The organism is Allobosea sp. 47.2.35 (assembly GCF_024655635.1).
GTDB lineage: Bacteria > Pseudomonadota > Alphaproteobacteria > Rhizobiales > Beijerinckiaceae > Allobosea.
Genome location: NZ_JANLGI010000004.1, coordinates 19965 through 35730, shown reverse-complemented (window position 1 = coordinate 35730; position 15766 = coordinate 19965). Strand labels below are relative to the sequence as shown.

Sequence of the window (15766 nt, the reverse complement as noted above, 5' to 3'; positions counted from 1 at the left end):
TCAATCCAGCGCATGCAAAAAGCCCATGCGCCGCTTGCGAGGGGACAGCGTGCAGATCTACCTGCCAATCGCCGAGCTGCCGATCAGCGTGCTGATGGTTCTCGGCCTGAGTGGCGCGGTGGGCTTCATCTCCGGCCTGTTCGGCGTCGGCGGCGGCTTCCTGCTGACGCCACTGCTGATCTTCCTCGACATCCCGCCGGCCGTTGCCGTCGCGACCGTCGCGGCGCAGGTCGCGGGCTCCTCGATGACCGGCGTGCTGACCTATCTCCGGCGCAAGGCGCTCGACCTCAAGCTCGGCGGCGTGCTCGTCAGCGGCGGCATCCTCGGCACCGTGCTCGGCGTGCTGTTCTTCAACACGATGCGCCGGCTCGGCCAGCTCGAGCTGGTCATCACGCTGTCCTATGTCACGCTGTTCTCGATCATCGGCGGGCTGATGCTCTACGACGCGCTGCGCGCGATGCTGCGCGTCCGAGCCGGCAAGCCCGCGCGCCTGAAGCGGCGCGGCGGCATGCATCCCTGGTGGATGGGCCTGCCCTTCCGCCAGCGCTTCTACCGTTCCGGGCTCTATTGCAGCGTGCTGCCGATCGCGTTCCTCGCCATCGTCATCGGCTTCATCGGGGCGGTGCTCGGCGTCGGCGGCGGCTTCATCCTCGTGCCCGGCCTGATCTATTTCTTCCGGATTCCACCGGCGGTCGTGGTCGGCACCTCGCTGTTCCAGATCCTCGTGACGATGACCGGCGCGACCGTGCTGCACGCCGTCACCAACCAGTCGGTCGATATCGTGCTGGCCGTGCTGCTGCTGGTCGGCGGCGTGATCGGCGCGCAGTTCGGCGGGCGCGCGGCGCGCAACCTCAATGTCGAATCCTTCCGCCTGCTGCTGGCGCTGCTGATCCTGTCGGTCGGCCTGCGCTTCGCCATCGAGCTCTTCATCCCGCCGAGCGAGCCCTTCTCGGTCGTCGTGCCGGAGAGCGCGCGATGAAATGGCTCGCCGCACTCCTCACCGCATTCACGATCGGGCTCACGGCCAGCGCGGTCCGCGCCGAGACTCTGATCGCGGCGATGTCGAGCCATCAGATCCAGATCACCTCGAACTATACCGGCAGCCAGCTCACGGTCTTCGGACTGGTCGAGCGCGACGGCCGTACGGTCGCGCGCGGCGACCCCTACGATATCATCGTCACGGTGCGCGGCCCCCGGCGGATGCTGCTGGTGCGCGAGAAGGAGCGGCTCGGGCCGATCTGGATCAACCGGACGCAGCGTCGTTTTCCCGACAACCCAGTCTTCCTGCACGTCGCCAGCAACCGGCCGATCGCGGAGATGATGTCCAACGAGACGGCCCAGCGCGACCGCATCGGCCTCGCCAATGCCGAGCGGCCGTCCGGCAGCTGGGTCGATCTCGATCCCGGCGCGCGGCGCTTCCGCGAAAGCCTCGTCAGGATCATGCAGGCCAAGGACCTCTACGGCTACGAGGAGCGCGGCGTCACCTTCCTGTCGAGCGCGCTGTTCAGCGCGCCGGTCGACATCCCCGCGACGGCGCCGACCGGCGCCTACACCGTCGATATCGTGCTCTATTCCGGCGGCGTGCCACTGGCGCGGCAACAGACCAATTTCGAAGTGGTCAAGACCGGCATCGAACAGCGGCTGGCATCGGGAGCCTATGACTGGCCCATCCTGTACGGCCTCGCCACGGTGCTGCTGGCCCTCTTCCTCGGCTGGAGCGCGAGCGTGATCTTCCGGCGCGACTAGAGAAGCTCCGCATAGGGCAGGAACGGCGCGAAATCGCCCGCCTCGACTTGCGCGACCTCCTCGGCCAGCACGACGAGCCCATCGGATTGCGCGAGGGAGGCCAGCGAGCCCGCGCCCTCGCCGGGATGCTTGCGCGCGACGACGATGCCATCGGCGCCCTGCTCGAGCGAAACGCGCAGGAATTCGCGACGACCCGGCTTCCTGACATGCGCGAAGCCCAACCTGACCGGCCATGGCCGCGGTGGAGCATAGGCTTCGCCGGCCAGGCGGGCGAGCAAAGAGCGCGCGACGAAGGCGAAGCCGACGAAGACCGCGACCGGATTGCCGGGCAGCCCGACGAAAGGTGTTCCCGCGACATTGCCGATCGCGATCGGCTTGCCCGGCTTGATCGCGACACGCCAGAGGTCGAGCGCACCGCAGGCCAGGACCGCATCCCTGACATGATCGGCCTCGCCAACCGAGACGCCGCCGGAGGTGATGACGAGATCGCAACCGGCTGCCGCCTCGCGCAGCCGTTGCTCGAGACCCATCGCCTCGTCGCGCAGGATGCCGAGATCGACGACCTCGGCTCCGGCACGCGCCAGCATGGCCCGCAGCATCGCCCGGTTGGCGTCATAGATCGCGCCGGAACCGAGCGGCTGTCCCGGCTCGGTGAGCTCATCACCGGTGGAAAACAGCGCGACGCGCGGGCGGCGACGTACCGTGACATCGGCCAGCCCCAGCGCCGCGAGCAACCCGAGATCCCGAGGAAGCAGGCGCCGGCCTGCCGGCAGCACCTCCTGCCCGTGCGCGACATCCTCGCCTGCCAGCCGCAGATTGGCCCCGCGCTTGATTCCGGCCGGCAGGGTGACCATGTCGTCGCTCGCGACAACATCCTCCTGCATCACGATGGTATCGGCGCCCTTGGGAACCGGGGCGCCAGTGAAGATGCGCCAGGCACCGCGCCCCAAGCTCGCGGGGGCCTCTCCGGCCATCGTCCGGCCCAGCACCGGCAGGCTGGTCGCCGCGCCGGGCGCGAGATCGGCGCAGCGGACGGCATAACCATCCACCGCGGAATTGGCGAAGGGCGGGAGGCCGAGCGGCGCGATCACCGCATCGGCCAGCACATGGCCGTCAGCCTCGGCGAGCGAGAGCTTAACGGTGCCGGCGACAGGATGCACGCGCGAGACCGCATCGGCAGCCGCCTCGTCGAGCGTGACGAGCCCGGAATCGCCCCGGCCATCACCCAGCCGCGCCATCACGGTTCCCGCCTGCTTCGGCCGCCTGAGCGCATCGCCGCCCGCTTCCTCCCGATCGATCGCTTCTTCATCGGCGGCGCGGCCAGCGGGGTCAAGCGCCCTGCGGCACGGCGGCGGTTGCCCGCCGCCGAACAGCCGTCCTATGAAGCAGCATGACGACGATGGCCCCGACGGGCACGCCCCCCGATGCGATCCAGCTCGACCTGCGCGGCCTGAAATGCCCGCTTCCGGTGCTGCGCGTCCGCAAATCGCTGATCGCCGCGCGGGCCGGCACGCTCCTCGTCGTGGAATGCACCGACCCGATGGCGGCGATCGACCTGCCGAACCTCGTGCGCGAAACCGGCGACATCATCGAGCGGCAGGGGGATGCGGACGGCGCCCTCGTCTTCCATATCCGCAAGGCGGCCTAGCCGCGAGCCAACGGAGTCCAATGACGTGACCGTCTCCCAAGCCGATGTCCTGCGGGCCCTCGAACTGGTGAAGCTGCCGGCGAGCGGACAATCGCTCGCCGCCTCCGGCCGCATCGGCGACATCCTCGTCGATGGCGGCAAGGTGATCTTCGCCATCGGCATCGACGCGACCGAGGCTGCTGCAATGGAGCCGGTGCGCAAGGCGGCCGAAAGCGCCGTCGGCGGCCTGCCCGGCGTGACGCAGGTTCTCGTCGGGCTGACCGCCGACAAGGCTGGCCCCTCGGCCGGGATGCAGGCGCGCCAGCAGGCGCAGCGCCCCGGACCGGGCGGCCCGCCCCGGCCGGCCGGCGTGCCGGGCGTGAAGCAGATCATCGCGGTCGCCAGCGGCAAGGGCGGCGTCGGCAAGTCGACGACCGCAGCCAATCTCGCCGTGGCGCTCTCGACGCTCGGCCTCAAGGTCGGCGTGCTCGATTCCGACATCTATGGGCCGTCCATGCCGAAGATCTTCGGCATTACCGGCAAGCCCCAGATCGTCTCGGGCCGGACGCTGGCGCCGATGGAGGCCTATGGCCTCAAGGTGATGTCGATCGGCTTCCTCGTCGACGAGGAGACGCCGATGATCTGGCGCGGGCCGATGGTGATCTCGGCGATCACCCAGATGCTGCGCGAGGTCGCCTGGGGCGATCTCGACGTGCTCGTCGTCGACATGCCGCCCGGCACCGGCGACGCCCAGCTCACCATGGCCCAGCAGGTGCCGCTCGCCGGCGCCGTCATCGTCTCGACGCCGCAGGACCTCGCCTTGCTCGACGCGCGCCGCGGCGTCGCGATGTTCAGGAAGGTCGCGGTGCCGATCCTCGGCCTCGTCGAGAACATGAGCTATTTCACCTGCCCGGCCTGCGGCCATCGCTCCGACATCTTCGCCCATGGCGGCGCCCGGCACGAGGCCGAGCGGCTTTCCATCCCCTTCCTCGGCGAAATCCCACTGGCGATGCCGATCCGCGAAACCTCCGACGGCGGCCGGCCGATCGTCGCGAGCGACCCGTCGAGCGCCCATGCCAAGGCCTATGTCGCGCTGGCGCGGCAGGTGCAGGCCAGCCTCGGCGGTGCGGTTCGGGCGGCGCCGCGCATCGTCATCGAGTAGCCTGCGCCGAATGCCTTCGGCTACTTGACAGACAAGTCTATTTGTTCTTCTTTTGTTCTATACAGAAGGACAAAAATCATGGCCGTTCATCGCGCCCGCCATATCGGGGTCGGCATCGACCGGCCGGTGGAGGAGGTCTATGCCTTCCTCGCCGAGCCCGCGAATTTCCCGCGCTGGGCCGAAGGCCTCGGCCATAGCTTCGTGCCGGTCGAGGGCATGACCTGGCGCGCCGAGACGCCGATGGGCCCGATGCGCATCCTGTTCAGCGAGCCGAACAACCATGGCGTGCTCGACCATGCCGTCATCCCCGAGCACGGGCCCGCGATGCATAACCCGATGCGCGTCGTCGCTAATGGCGACGGGGCCGAAATCGTGTTCACGCTGTTCCAGCGCGAGGGCATGTCCGACGACGAAATGGCGCGGGACGCGGCGATGGTCAGCCGTGACCTCGCGGCACTGAAGGCGCTGCTGGAGGGGTGAGCCGCCCGTCAGAGACCTGCCGCCAGCCGCTCAGCTTCGGCCAAGTCCTCCGGCGTATTGACGTTGAAGAAGGGATCGATCGGCTCGGCCGGCCATTCCGCTTGGGCGACGCCATGCCCTTGCGTCCAACGGCCGAGCCTGCGCTCTCCTGCAACGAGCGCCTCGCGTAAATCCTCCCGCAACACGACCGGCCAGAGGCCGATGGCATGATGCTGCTGCCCGCCCGAAACGGCGCAGGCCAGCGGCGTGCCGGCAGCGGCCCTCGCCTGATGCAGGCGCGCGGCGAGATCGCCGGGAATGAAGGGCGTATCGGCGGCGGCGCTGAGCAGCCACTCGGTTTGCGGCCGATGCGCAGCGATCCAGTCGAGCCCGGCCAATATGCCGGCGAGAGGCCCTGCAAAATCGGGCACCGTATCGGCGACGACCGGCAGGCCGAAATCGGCAAGCCGCGCCGGATCGCCGTTGGCATTGAGCAGGAGATCGTCGCACTGGCCGCGCAGGCGATCGATGACATGGGCGAGGATCGGCCGGCCGGCGAGCGGTTTCAGCGCCTTGTCGCCACCGGCCATGCGCCGGGCGAGGCCGCCCGCGAGGATCAGGCCGATGGTCGACGCCTTCGCCACGAGGCTCAAGCTGCGACGCGCGTTGCGGCCTGCACCCAGCGTTCCACCACCGCCTCATCGACAGGCAATTCGAGCCAGTCGTCACCGGCGAATGCCCGCCAGGCCGGCAGAAAATCGCTGCGCACGGCGATGAGCAGAGGCAGGCCCGCGAGCAGCGCTCCGGCGATCTCCTGGCGCAAACCCTCGCCCGCCGCTTCCTGCTTCCCGAAGCGATTGACGATGACGAGATCGACGCGGCCGGCCAATGCATCGGAGAAGGCGACGGCGGCGGCGGCGAGCCCGGCTGCATCGAGATGGCAGCCCGAAGCGCCTGCGCCAAGATCCTGGCTAATGGGGAAACGCCGGCCGCTCGCGACATCCTCCAGCGACATCGCCATGCAGCGGTCGTCGCAGGTCGCATCATTGTGCTGGACGACGCCGCCAAGGCGCAGGCCCTGCCGCTTCAGACTGTCGACGAGCCCGTGCATGAAGGCATCGATCGGAAAACCGCTCGCAAAGGGGATGGCCGCCAGCATGGTCATGCCGGTTTCTCTCACGAACACCGCCGCTTCGCCAGAGGCCCGGCGTCGCACCACCGGGAGCAATCAAAGGCCGGCGGAAGATCATCCTGCTCCGCGCTACCGATCTGACGATATCAAAACAGGCTTCCAGTGTTGCGCCGCACCTACAGTCGAGGGCGCTCGCGCCCGCTAGGGTGGCAGCGGCTCATCCCGGGCGGCCGGGCAGGCCGAGAGGCTGTCAGGACCCCGCCGGAACGCATGATCCGCAACAACGCCCAAGCCCCGCTCGATCCGGCCACCGACGCCGCGCTCCTGCTGCGACGCATCGGCTTCGGCACGCTGGCGCTCGTCCTGCCGCTGGCCGCGCTGGTCTCGCGCCGCGCCGCCGTGGTGCTGGTGCCGATCGGCGTCGCCCTGCTGATCATCGCGACCCTGGTCGAGGAGCCCCGCAAGTTCGTCGGCACGCTCCGGGAGCTTCTGGTCAGCCGCCCCGGCCTGATCCTGATCGGCCTGATCGCCTGGGCCTTCCTCTCGCTGGTCTGGAGCCCGTTCCCGGCCGCCGCCGCCGAAAAGGCCGGCAATCTCATGCTGGCAGCGGTGCTCGGCTTCGTCGGCCTCTCCGCCCTGCCCGAGCGGATGCGCTCCTCGAACCTCAACCTCGTCGCGCTCGGCACCGGCAGCGCCGGCATCTTCGCGCTCGGGCTGATCGCGGTTGCGGCGCTGCGCCATGCCGAGACGCCGCCCGGCGCCGTCGAGCGCGGCGTCTCGATCATCCTGATCATGGCCTGGCCGGCGCTGGCCTGGCTGCTGTCGCGCGAGCGCGGCCTGAGCGCGCTGGGCTTGGCGCTTGTCGTAACGCTGCTGGCGCTGACCCGCTTCGAGGACGGCGAAACGCTGGCGATGATCTTCGGCGCGGTCGCCTTCGGCGCCGTTACCGCCAACCGTGAGCGCGCGACGCAGATCATCGCCGCGATCGTCGCCGGGCTGATGCTGTTCGCGCCGATCCTGCCCTTTCTGCTGGCGCCGCTGGTCTCGATCCTGCCCGACAGCGCCGACGACTTCGCGCAGATGCTCTCGATCTGGGCCGACGTGATCCGTCAGTCGCCGATCGAGCTGATCACCGGGCATGGGCTCGATACCGTCGTGCGCGGGCAGATGAACGGCACCTTGCCGCAGCCTGCTCCCGCGACCCTGCTGTTCGAGACCTGGTATGAGCTCGGGCTGGTCGGCGCCGCGGCCGCCGCAGCCTGCCTCTATTTCGCGATCCGCGCCGCCGGCCGCATGACCGGTGCCTTGGCGGCGGGCGGCGTCGCAGCCTTCACCACCGCCTTCGCGCTCAGCGTCTTCGGCTTCGCGCCGCTCCTGCCGTGGTGGCTGATGACGCTGACAGCCGTGATGCTGCTCTTCGGCGCCATCGCGCGCGGCCAATACCGCACCGACCGCCCCGCCGTCCCCCTGCCGACGCGCCCGGTCAATCATACGCGCCCCAAGGCGGGCCCGCCTGCCGCTCCCTGACGGCAGGTTTCAGCTGCAATGTCGAATGCGACTGGCCGACGCTTGACGGCTGGGCATCCGCCGCGCTCTCGTGCCGCCGAACCGGAATCGCCGCGGCAAAGGACCAGAGCGCCATGACCTTCGACGTCACCGCATTCGACGTCACTCTCGCCGACGTCCAGGCCGCCGCGGCGCGCATCGCCGGCAAGGTCCGCCGCACGCCGACCTATTACAGCGCGGGGTTGTCCGCGCGGCTCGGCGTCGAGACCTGGGTAAAGGTCGAGAGCCTGCAACTCGGCGGCTCGTTCAAGGTCCGCGGCTGCTACAACAAGCTGATGGGGCTCAGCGAAGCCGAGCTGGCACGCGGTGTCGTCACCGTCTCGGGCGGCAATCATGCCATCGCCGTGTCGCTGGTCGCGCGAGCCGTCGGCACGCGGGCACTGGTGCTGATGCCGAAGGCGACGCCGGCCCTCAACATCCGCCTGACGGAAGAAGCGGGCGGGCAGGTCGAGCTCTGCGAGGATTCACTCGCAGCCTTCGCAAAGGCCGAAGACTACGCCGCGCGGGGCATGACCCATGTCCATTCCTATGACGACCCCGCGATCATCGCCGGCCATGGCACGCTCGGCCTCGAACTGGCGGCGGATGCCGGCGGGCGGCTCGACCATGTCTTCATCTCGATCGGCGGCGGTGGTTTCTCGGCCGGCGTCGGCACCGCCCTCAAGGGCCTCGACCCGGCGGTGCGCCTGCACGGCGTCGAGACCGAGGGCGCCACGACGATGACCCAGGCGCTGGCCGCTGGGGAACCCGTTTCAATCCGCCCGACCTCGATCGCCCGCACGCTCGGCGCGCCCTTCGCGACGAAACGCACCATGGCGGCGGCGCGGCAATTCCTCGAGGAGATCGTCGTGGTGCCCGATGCGGACACCGTCCGCGAGCTGGTCTGGGTGCTTCAGAACGGGCGGGTTCTGCTGGAGCCGGCTGCCGCCTGCGTGGTCGCAGCCGCTCTGGCGCGCAAGGACAGCTTCCGGTCCGACGAGAGGGTTTGCCTCGTGCTCTGCGGTTCGAATGTCGCGCTTGAGGATATCGAGGGCTGGCGCAAGAGCTTCGGCGTCTGAACCGGCCCGAACGCCTTTCCGGAACCTGCCATGACCAACCGTCCGATCCCGACGTTGCAGACGCAGCGCCTCGTGCTGCGCCCGATGGCGGAGGCGGATTTTCCCGCCTATGCCGCCTTCCTGGCCTCGCCGCGTGCCGCCGGGCTGGGCGGGCCGTTGTCAAAGCGGCAGGCCTGGGGCCTGTTCTGCCACGACATCGCCTGCTGGAGCCTGTACGGCCATGGCGGGCTAATGATCGACCGGCGCGCGGACGGCATCTGCATCGGACAGGTCGGCATCAGCCATGGCCCGCTCTTTCCGGAGAAGGAGCTGGGCTGGCTGCTCTATGAGGGCCACGAGGGACAGGGCTATGCCACCGAGGCCGCCATCGCCCTGCGGAGTTGGGCCGCGCAGACGCTCGGAGTTCCCGAGCTGGTCAGCTATATCGCGCCGAACAATACAGGTTCGGCCGCCGTGGCCGAGCGGCTCGGCGCGGCGCGAGACCTGGTGGCCGACAGACCGGACCCGAACGATCTGGTCTATCGGCACAGGCTCACGACCACGTCCCCCTAAAGGGCGTAGCAGGCTTCGTCAGTTGCTATTGCGGGCGAGCCGGGCATAGCGGCTGCGCTTGCTGGCGGAAGCGTAACGGCTGCGCTTGTGGCCGTACCAGGACAGCTCGCGCTCGCCGACATCGGCATGAACCAGCCCGTTGGAGTAGGTGCCGACGCCGCCGACATTGTCGATCGCGCGTGCGGCGGCGGCTGCTTTGCGCGACGAGGTCGCCATCGGCCGGAAATCGATCGCCCGGCCGCTATAGTGCTGTGAGTGGCGGGCATGACGGCCGCCGCAGGTCGAAGTGATCTGGATCGGGCCGATCTTCGCGACGAGCTCGGCGATCATCGCCTTCGTCTCGGGCTTGAGGCAGCCCAGGCCTTTGACCTGCGGCTGAAAGGAAACTTTCTCGGGCGTAACATCAGCCAGGGCGGCCGCAGGCAAGAAACCACACAGTAACGCAAGCAACGACAAGCGACGCATCATCTACCAAACATGTAAGGGGGAATTGAAAGGATCAGGCCAGATAATCTCGATGGCCCGAGCGGATGCCGCCTCCGCTAATCGTCAAGCAAGGCCAAATCATGGCTACGTCCTTTCGAGATTATTTCACTACCGTTACCCAGATCGTTCATGGCTCTTGGTCAATCCACCGATGAACCCTGACCGGCGATCTGGAGTGGCACCGAGAAAGGGAGCTGTCATCCCGTGCGCACTGCAGCGTGAAGCGCTGCTGCGCAGACACGGGACCGCGCGACGAGAAGGTGCCTCTGCTCATGCGCCCTGAGAAAGCGCCTCTACGGGAGACGGTCCCGTGTCTGCGCAGCGGCATTTCATGCCGCGGCGCGCACGGGATGACCCGGTGGAAAGGCCCGGCCATTCCGCCAAGGCCCATCCCCTGCGCGCCACCGGCTTGGACAGGCGGTGCGAGGCTGGGCTAGCCTGCGCGACGGCACCCGCTTTCTGCGCGGTCGCCCCATGCCATCTCAGAGGATACGATGCCCAAGACCGACATCATCGCGGCGCTCACCCCGGAAATCACCGCGATCCGCCGCGACATCCATCGCCACCCCGAGCTGATGTACGACGTTCACCGGACCGCCGGCCTCGTCGCCGACAAGCTCCGGGAATGGGGCGTCGACGAAGTCGCCACCGGCGTGGGCCAGACCGGTGTGGTCGGCGTCATCAAGGGCAAGGGCCAGGATTCCGGCCGGGTCATCGCCATGCGCGCCGACATGGACGCGCTGCCGATCCACGAGGAGACCAATCTGCCGCACCGCTCGACCGTGCCCGGCAAGATGCATGCCTGCGGCCATGACGGCCACACCGCCATGCTGCTCGGCGCCGCCAAGTACCTGAGCGAGACCCGCGATTTCGACGGCACCGCCGTGCTGATCTTCCAGCCGGCCGAAGAAGGCGGCGCCGGCGCCAAGGCGATGATCGACGACGGGCTGATCACCCGCTTCGGCATCCAGGAAGTCTACGGCATGCACAACAAGCCGGGCGTGCCCGTCGGCAAGTTCGAAATCCGCAAGGGTCCCGCGATGGCCGCGGCCGACCAGCTCCACATCAAGATCGAGGGCCTCGGCGGCCATGCGGCCGCGCCGCATCGCGTCAACGACCCGATCGTCGCCTCCTGCGCGCTCGTCTCGGCGCTGCAGACAGTCTCTTCGCGTAATGCCGACCCGCTCGACTCGATCGTCGTCTCGGTGACCGCGCTCAATGCCGGCGAGGCCTTCAACGTCATTCCGCAGACCGCGGAGATCAAGGGCTCGATCCGCACGCTGACGCCGGAAACCCGCGACCTCGCCGAGAAGCGCATCGCCGAGATCGTCGAGGGCGTGATGAAGGCCTTCGGCATGAAGTACCAGCTCAACTATCGCCGCGGCTACCCGGTGACCTTCAACCATGCCGGCCAGACCGATTTCGCCACCAGCGTGACGAAGGAGGCCTTCGGCTCGGACGCGATCAACACCGAAGTGCCGCCGACCATGGGCTCGGAAGACTTCTCCTACATGCTGGAGGAGCGCCCCGGCGCCTTCATCAATATCGGCAATGGCGACTCGGCCGGCCTGCACAACCCGGCCTACGAGTTCAACGATGCGGCGATCCCGGTGGGCGTGAACTACTGGGCGAGCCTCATCGAGATCGCCATGCCGCAGCGCGGCTGACGGCTCAGGCGATGAGCGATATCGATTGTCTGGTGATCGGGGCCGGCGTCGTCGGCCTCGCGGTTGCCCGCGAGCTGGCGCTGGCCGGACGCGAGGTCGTCATCGCCGAAGCGGCCGAGGGCATCGGCACCCAGACCTCGGCCCGCAATTCCGAGGTCATCCATGCCGGGATCTACTACCCGCCCGGCTCGCTGAAGGCCCGCGTCTGCGTCGCGGGCCGTGAAAAGCTCTATCGCTACCTGCAGGAGCGCGGCCTACCGCACAAGGCTTGCGGCAAGCTGATCGTCGCCACCTCCGAGGCCCAGAAGCCGGCGCTGGAGACGATCATGGCCCGCGCCAAGGCCTCGGGCGTCGATACGCTGCGCTGGCTCTCCGGCGCCGAGGCCAGGGCGATGGAGCCCGAGGTGCGCTGCGAGATCGCGCTGATCTCGCCCGAGACCGGCGTGGTCGACAGCCATGCGCTGATGCTCTCGCTGCTCGGCGAATGCGAGGCGGCCGGCGGCTCGCTTGCCTTGAACACGCCGATCACCGGCTGGCGGCGCGAGGCTGATGGATTCAGCGTCGATTTCGGCGGCGACGATCCGGCGACCTATAGTGTGCGGACCGTGGTCAATTCGGCGGGCCATGGCGCGCCGAAGCTGCTCGGCCTGCTCGAAGGCTTCCAGCCTGAGCATGTGCCGGTGCAGCACTATGCCAAGGGCAATTACTTCGCGCTGACGGGCAAGCAGCCGTTCAGCCATCTCGTCTACCCGGTGCCGGAGGCGGCGGGCCTCGGCATCCACGCCACGATCGACATGGGCGGGCGGGTCAAGTTCGGCCCCGATGTCGAATGGGTTGAGCACGATCAGGATCTGGTGGTCGATCCGGCGCGAGCGGAGAAGTTCTACGCGGCAATCCGGACCTACTGGCCCGCACTGCCGGATGGCGCGCTGGTCGCGGATTACGCGGGCATCCGGCCGAAACTGCACGGGCCAAGCGAACCGATGCCGGATTTCCGCATCGACGGGCCGGAGGTTCATGGAGTCGCCGAACTGGTCAACCTACTGGGCATCGAGAGCCCTGGGCTGACGAGTTCGCTCGCGATCGCGGAAATGGTGCGCGAGACACTATCGTAGGGTGTGATCCCGTGCGCGCTGCAGCGTGAAACGCTGCTGCGCAGACACGGGACCGCGTGACGAGAAGGCGCCTCTTTCTGAGGACGATCCCGTGTCTGCGCAGCGGCATTCGCATGCCGCAGCGCGCACGGGATGACACTCTTTCGCTCTCGCGCCTCGCTTCTTTTCCCGCGCTTACGCCCGTGCCTTCAGGAACGCTTCCTTCGCCTCGCGCGCCAGCGTCTCGATCCGCTTCCAATCACCTGTAGCGATCGCATCGGCCGGAACCAGCCAGGAACCGCCGACGCAGATGACCTGCGGCAAGGCGAGGTAGTCGCCGAGGTTCTTCAGGCTGACACCGCCGGTCGGGCAGAAGGTCATCTGCGGGAACGGGCCGGAGAGTGCCTTCAGGGCCGGCGGGCCGCCAGCCTGCTCGGCCGGGAAGAATTTCGCCGTGGTGCGCCCGGCAGCAACCGCGCGCATGCAATCGGAGGCAGTGGCGACACCCGGAAGCCAGGGCAGGCCCGCCTTGCGCAGGGCCTCGTCGACGCTCTCGCTGAAGCCGGGGCTGACCACGGCCTGCGCGCCGGCATCCTTGACCTGCTGAGCCTGCGCCGGCGTCACGACCGTGCCAGCCACGGCCAATGCCTTCGGCACCGATTTCGCGATCGCCGCGAGCGCTTCCATCGCGGCCGGGCGACGCAGCGTGACCTCGACGACATCGATGCCGCCGGCGACCAGTGCGTGAGCGAGATCGACGGCGCGCGAGGCGTCCTCGATCACCACGACGGGGATCACGCCGCAGCTCTTCAACCGGGCAATCGCGGCAGTCTCGTCCATGGTCTCGTCTTTCAATCGATTTGAGCAGGAAATCCGGCTCTACTCCTTCGCCCAGTAGACGTCGAGCCCTCGCGCGCTGCCGAGCAGAAGATCGACCGGCAGCGGCTGCTGCTCGCGCTCGGGCGCAGCCTTGAGCACCGCTTCCTTTGCGGCACCCGAGACGAGCAGACTCGCCCAGCCAGCGCCGAGCAGACGAGCCGGCGAGAGCGACAGGCGCGGCGGCAAGCCTGGCGGGCGGGCGACGACGATGCCGCTGTCCGGCACCGCGTCGAAGGTGGCCTCGGCGCCGGGGAAGAGCGAGGCGATATGCCCGTCCGCCCCCATGCCGCTGACGAGCAGATCGACCTCGGGGAGTTCGGCCAGCTTGGCGCAGAGCAGAGCAGCGGCGGCCTCGATATCGCTGCCATGCTCGTGGAAGGACAGGAAGTTGGCCCGCCCCTCGACCAGCGGCGCGAATTGCGCGCGGATCATGCGCTCGTTCGAGGCGGCGTCATCGGCCGCGACGAAGCGCTCGTCTGTCGGCAGGAGCGTGACCTGTTCCCAGGCCAGATCATGCTGCCCGAGCGCAGCGAGGAAGCCGGCCGGGGTCGTACCGCCGGGCACGGCGAGAAGCGCCCTGCCCTGCCCTGCGAGCAAATCCTTCAGCCGCACTGCGACCGCCTCCGCCAGCGCCTCGGAAGCATCGGCGAGCGTGGCGAAACGGTGCCAGGCGAGCGGGCCGGCCATCAGACCAAGTCCGGATCGGCCCAGGAGCGGCCGTCGCGCTCGATCAGGCCGATCGCCTGCGACGGTCCCCAGGAGCCGGCGGCATAGCGATGCGGATGCGGATAGTAGTCCTGCCAGCCGGCGATGATCGGATCGACCCAGGACCAGGCCTGCTCGACCTCGTCGCGATGCATGAACAGCGTCTGGTCGCCGCGGATGACGTCGGTCAGCAGGCGCTCATAGGCGTCCGGCGTGCGCTCGTCGAAGGCGGTGGAATAGCGCAGGTCGAGCTGGCGCGGCACGATCTTGAGCCGGCCGGAGCCCGGCACCTTCATCATCAACTGAAGCTGTACGCCGTCATTGGGCTGCAGGCGGATGAAGAGGCGGTTGGCGTCGAGCCGGTCGCAGGAACCACCGCCGAAGATCGAGTGCGGCACCGGCTTGAAGGTGACCGCGATCTCGGAATAGCGCTGCGCCATGCGCTTGCCCGTGCGCAGATAGATCGGCACGCCGGCCCAGCGCCAGTTGTCGACCTCGCAGCGGATGGCGACGAAGGTCTCGGTGTTCGAGCCGTGGCCGAGCTCCTCGGAATAACCGCGCACGCGCTGGCCATCGATCTGCCCGGCACCGTACTGACCGCGCACCGTGTAGCGCTGGACATCCGGCCCGACGATGGGGCGCAGCGCCTTCAGCACCTTGATCTTCTCCTCACGGACGGCGCCGGCCTCCAGCATGTTCGGCGGCTCGATGGCGAAGAGGGTGAGCAACTGCATGAGATGGTTCTGGACCATGTCGCGCATATGCCCGGACTTGTCGTAATAGCCGGCGCGCTGCTCCAGCCCGACCGTCTCGGCCACGGTGATCTGGACATGGTCGATGTCGCGGCTCGACCAGGAGCGCTCGAACAGCGTGTTGGCGAAGCGCAGGACGAGCAGGTTCTGCACCGTCTCCTTGCCGAGATAATGATCAATCCGGTAGGTGCGGCTTTCCGGCAGGATGCGCGCGACGGCATCGTTGATTGCCCGCGCCGAGGCGAGATCGCGGCCGAGCGGCTTCTCCAGGATGACGCGCGAGGTCGGCGTCAGGATATCGGCCTTGGCGAGGTTCTCGCAGATCGGGATGAAGAGGTCCGGCGGCGTCGAGAGATAGAAGGAGCGGACGCGCTCGCTCTCGCCCAGAGCCTCTTTCAGCGCGCCATAGGTCTCCGGCTTCACCGCATCGAGCATCACCATGGTCAGGCGGCGCAGGAAGGGCTCGACCTGATCCTTCGGGATGCCTTCCTCGTCGAGGCGCTTGGCGATCTGCTTCGGCAGGCCCTCGACATCCTCCTCCTTGCGGACGATGGCGAGGATGCGGCTCTCGCCCGGCAGAACGCCTTCGCGGTTGCGCTGGGCCAGCGCCGGGAAGAGCTTGCGCAAGGCGAGATCACCGCCCGCACCGAAGATCACGAGATCGAAGGGCGGAACCGGCGTCCGCTCGGGAGCGGTCTCGGGCCGAAGCGCGTTGTCCACGATGGCGTCCATCAATCCAGTAACTCCGTCAGGCGGTGCCGGTTCGCTGGACCGGCGCGAAGCTTCGCTAGCCGGCCGTTGTCCGTTCCGGACGCGAAGCAGCTAACGCAAGGCTGCGGCCAGAGTGGGACGGTTTTGCCGCGCTGCAAAGAGGGGACGGC

General features: G+C 68.4%; 17 protein-coding genes. 10 read left to right on the top strand and 7 right to left on the bottom strand.

The genetic code is table 11. The features are described 5' to 3' along the window. Positions 1-49: 49 nt before the first annotated feature. Both NUV79_RS07180 and NUV79_RS07175 read left to right on the top strand, forming a co-directional pair. Positions 50-979 carry a sulfite exporter TauE/SafE family protein gene (locus NUV79_RS07180; protein WP_257732389.1) on the top strand — a complete coding sequence of 310 codons (930 nt, stop codon included), beginning with the start codon at positions 50-52 and terminating at the stop codon, positions 977-979. Further along, entirely contained in the window at positions 976-1746 is a 771-nt protein-coding gene (locus tag NUV79_RS07175) for a TIGR02186 family protein (protein ID WP_257732388.1), read from the top strand. The genes NUV79_RS07180 and NUV79_RS07175 overlap by 4 nt, the downstream gene beginning before the upstream one ends. On the opposite strand, the gene NUV79_RS07170 is transcribed toward NUV79_RS07175, so the two are convergent. Next, positions 1743-2984 (bottom strand): molybdopterin molybdotransferase MoeA, encoded by a 1242-nt coding sequence (locus NUV79_RS07170; RefSeq protein WP_257732387.1) that lies wholly within the window; start codon positions 2982-2984, stop codon positions 1743-1745. The genes NUV79_RS07175 and NUV79_RS07170 overlap by 4 nt on opposite strands. A 152-nt stretch (positions 2985-3136) precedes the next feature. Here NUV79_RS07170 and NUV79_RS07165 point away from each other — a divergent pair, with 152 nt between their 5' ends. The 3 genes from NUV79_RS07165 to NUV79_RS07155 all read left to right on the top strand — a co-directional run bounded on the left by NUV79_RS07165 (position 3137) and on the right by NUV79_RS07155 (position 5015). Continuing rightward, on the top strand, positions 3137-3394 hold the full coding sequence (locus tag NUV79_RS07165; protein ID WP_308218169.1) for a sulfurtransferase TusA family protein: 258 nt from the start codon (positions 3137-3139) through the stop codon (positions 3392-3394). Between the two features lie 25 nt (positions 3395-3419). Then, a complete protein-coding gene (locus NUV79_RS07160) occupies positions 3420-4535 on the top strand; it encodes an Mrp/NBP35 family ATP-binding protein (RefSeq protein ID WP_257732386.1) in 1116 nt (371 codons plus the stop codon). Between the two features lie 78 nt (positions 4536-4613). After that, positions 4614-5015, top strand: coding sequence for an SRPBCC family protein (locus NUV79_RS07155; RefSeq protein ID WP_257732385.1), 402 nt, complete (start codon positions 4614-4616; stop codon positions 5013-5015). An 8-nt stretch (positions 5016-5023) separates the two neighbouring features. Here NUV79_RS07155 and mobA read toward each other — a convergent pair whose 3' ends face one another. Together mobA and NUV79_RS07145 are read right to left on the bottom strand one after the other, a co-directional pair. Next, positions 5024-5647 (bottom strand): molybdenum cofactor guanylyltransferase MobA, encoded by a 624-nt coding sequence (gene mobA / locus NUV79_RS07150; protein ID WP_257732384.1) that lies wholly within the window; start codon positions 5645-5647, stop codon positions 5024-5026. Then, the gene (locus tag NUV79_RS07145; protein WP_257732383.1) at positions 5644-6159 is read right to left on the bottom strand and encodes a DUF2478 domain-containing protein; all 516 of its coding nucleotides are present in this window, start codon (positions 6157-6159) and stop codon (positions 5644-5646) included. The genes mobA and NUV79_RS07145 overlap by 4 nt, the downstream gene beginning before the upstream one ends. Before the next feature lie 237 nt (positions 6160-6396). On the opposite strand from NUV79_RS07145, the gene NUV79_RS07140 reads away from it, so the two are divergent. From NUV79_RS07140 to NUV79_RS07130, 3 genes are all read left to right on the top strand, one after another. Beyond that, entirely contained in the window at positions 6397-7653 is a 1257-nt protein-coding gene (locus NUV79_RS07140) for a peptide ABC transporter permease (protein WP_257732382.1), read from the top strand. A 113-nt stretch (positions 7654-7766) separates the two neighbouring features. Continuing rightward, the gene (locus NUV79_RS07135) at positions 7767-8750 is read left to right on the top strand and encodes a threonine ammonia-lyase (protein ID WP_257732381.1); all 984 of its coding nucleotides are present in this window, start codon (positions 7767-7769) and stop codon (positions 8748-8750) included. A 30-nt stretch (positions 8751-8780) separates the two neighbouring features. After that, positions 8781-9302: a GNAT family N-acetyltransferase gene (locus NUV79_RS07130; protein ID WP_257732380.1), complete on the top strand. Its 522-nt coding sequence runs from the start codon at positions 8781-8783 to the stop codon at positions 9300-9302. 18 nt (positions 9303-9320) lie between these two features. Here NUV79_RS07130 and NUV79_RS07125 read toward each other — a convergent pair whose 3' ends face one another. Next, positions 9321-9632: a DUF882 domain-containing protein gene (locus NUV79_RS07125; protein ID WP_257732379.1), complete on the bottom strand. Its 312-nt coding sequence runs from the start codon at positions 9630-9632 to the stop codon at positions 9321-9323. A 650-nt stretch (positions 9633-10282) separates the two neighbouring features. On the opposite strand from NUV79_RS07125, the gene NUV79_RS07120 reads away from it, so the two are divergent. Continuing rightward, positions 10283-11455, top strand: a complete 1173-nt coding sequence (locus tag NUV79_RS07120; protein WP_257732378.1) for a M20 aminoacylase family protein — start codon at positions 10283-10285, stop codon at positions 11453-11455. Between the two features lie 11 nt (positions 11456-11466). Further along, a complete protein-coding gene (locus tag NUV79_RS07115) occupies positions 11467-12570 on the top strand; it encodes an NAD(P)/FAD-dependent oxidoreductase (protein WP_257732377.1) in 1104 nt (367 codons plus the stop codon). 174 nt (positions 12571-12744) lie between these two features. On the opposite strand, the gene eda is transcribed toward NUV79_RS07115, so the two are convergent. From eda to zwf, 3 genes are read right to left on the bottom strand one after another with little or no spacing between them, the layout of a single operon-like run. After that, positions 12745-13389 (bottom strand): bifunctional 4-hydroxy-2-oxoglutarate aldolase/2-dehydro-3-deoxy-phosphogluconate aldolase, encoded by a 645-nt coding sequence (gene eda / locus NUV79_RS07110; RefSeq protein ID WP_257732376.1) that lies wholly within the window; start codon positions 13387-13389, stop codon positions 12745-12747. Positions 13390-13428: 39 nt separating this feature from the next. After that, on the bottom strand, positions 13429-14115 hold the full coding sequence (gene pgl, locus NUV79_RS07105) for a 6-phosphogluconolactonase (RefSeq protein WP_257732375.1): 687 nt from the start codon (positions 14113-14115) through the stop codon (positions 13429-13431). After that, the gene (zwf, locus tag NUV79_RS07100) at positions 14115-15617 is read right to left on the bottom strand and encodes a glucose-6-phosphate dehydrogenase (protein WP_257732374.1); all 1503 of its coding nucleotides are present in this window, start codon (positions 15615-15617) and stop codon (positions 14115-14117) included. Before zwf ends, pgl begins: the two co-directional genes overlap by 1 nt. Positions 15618-15766 lie beyond the last annotated feature (149 nt).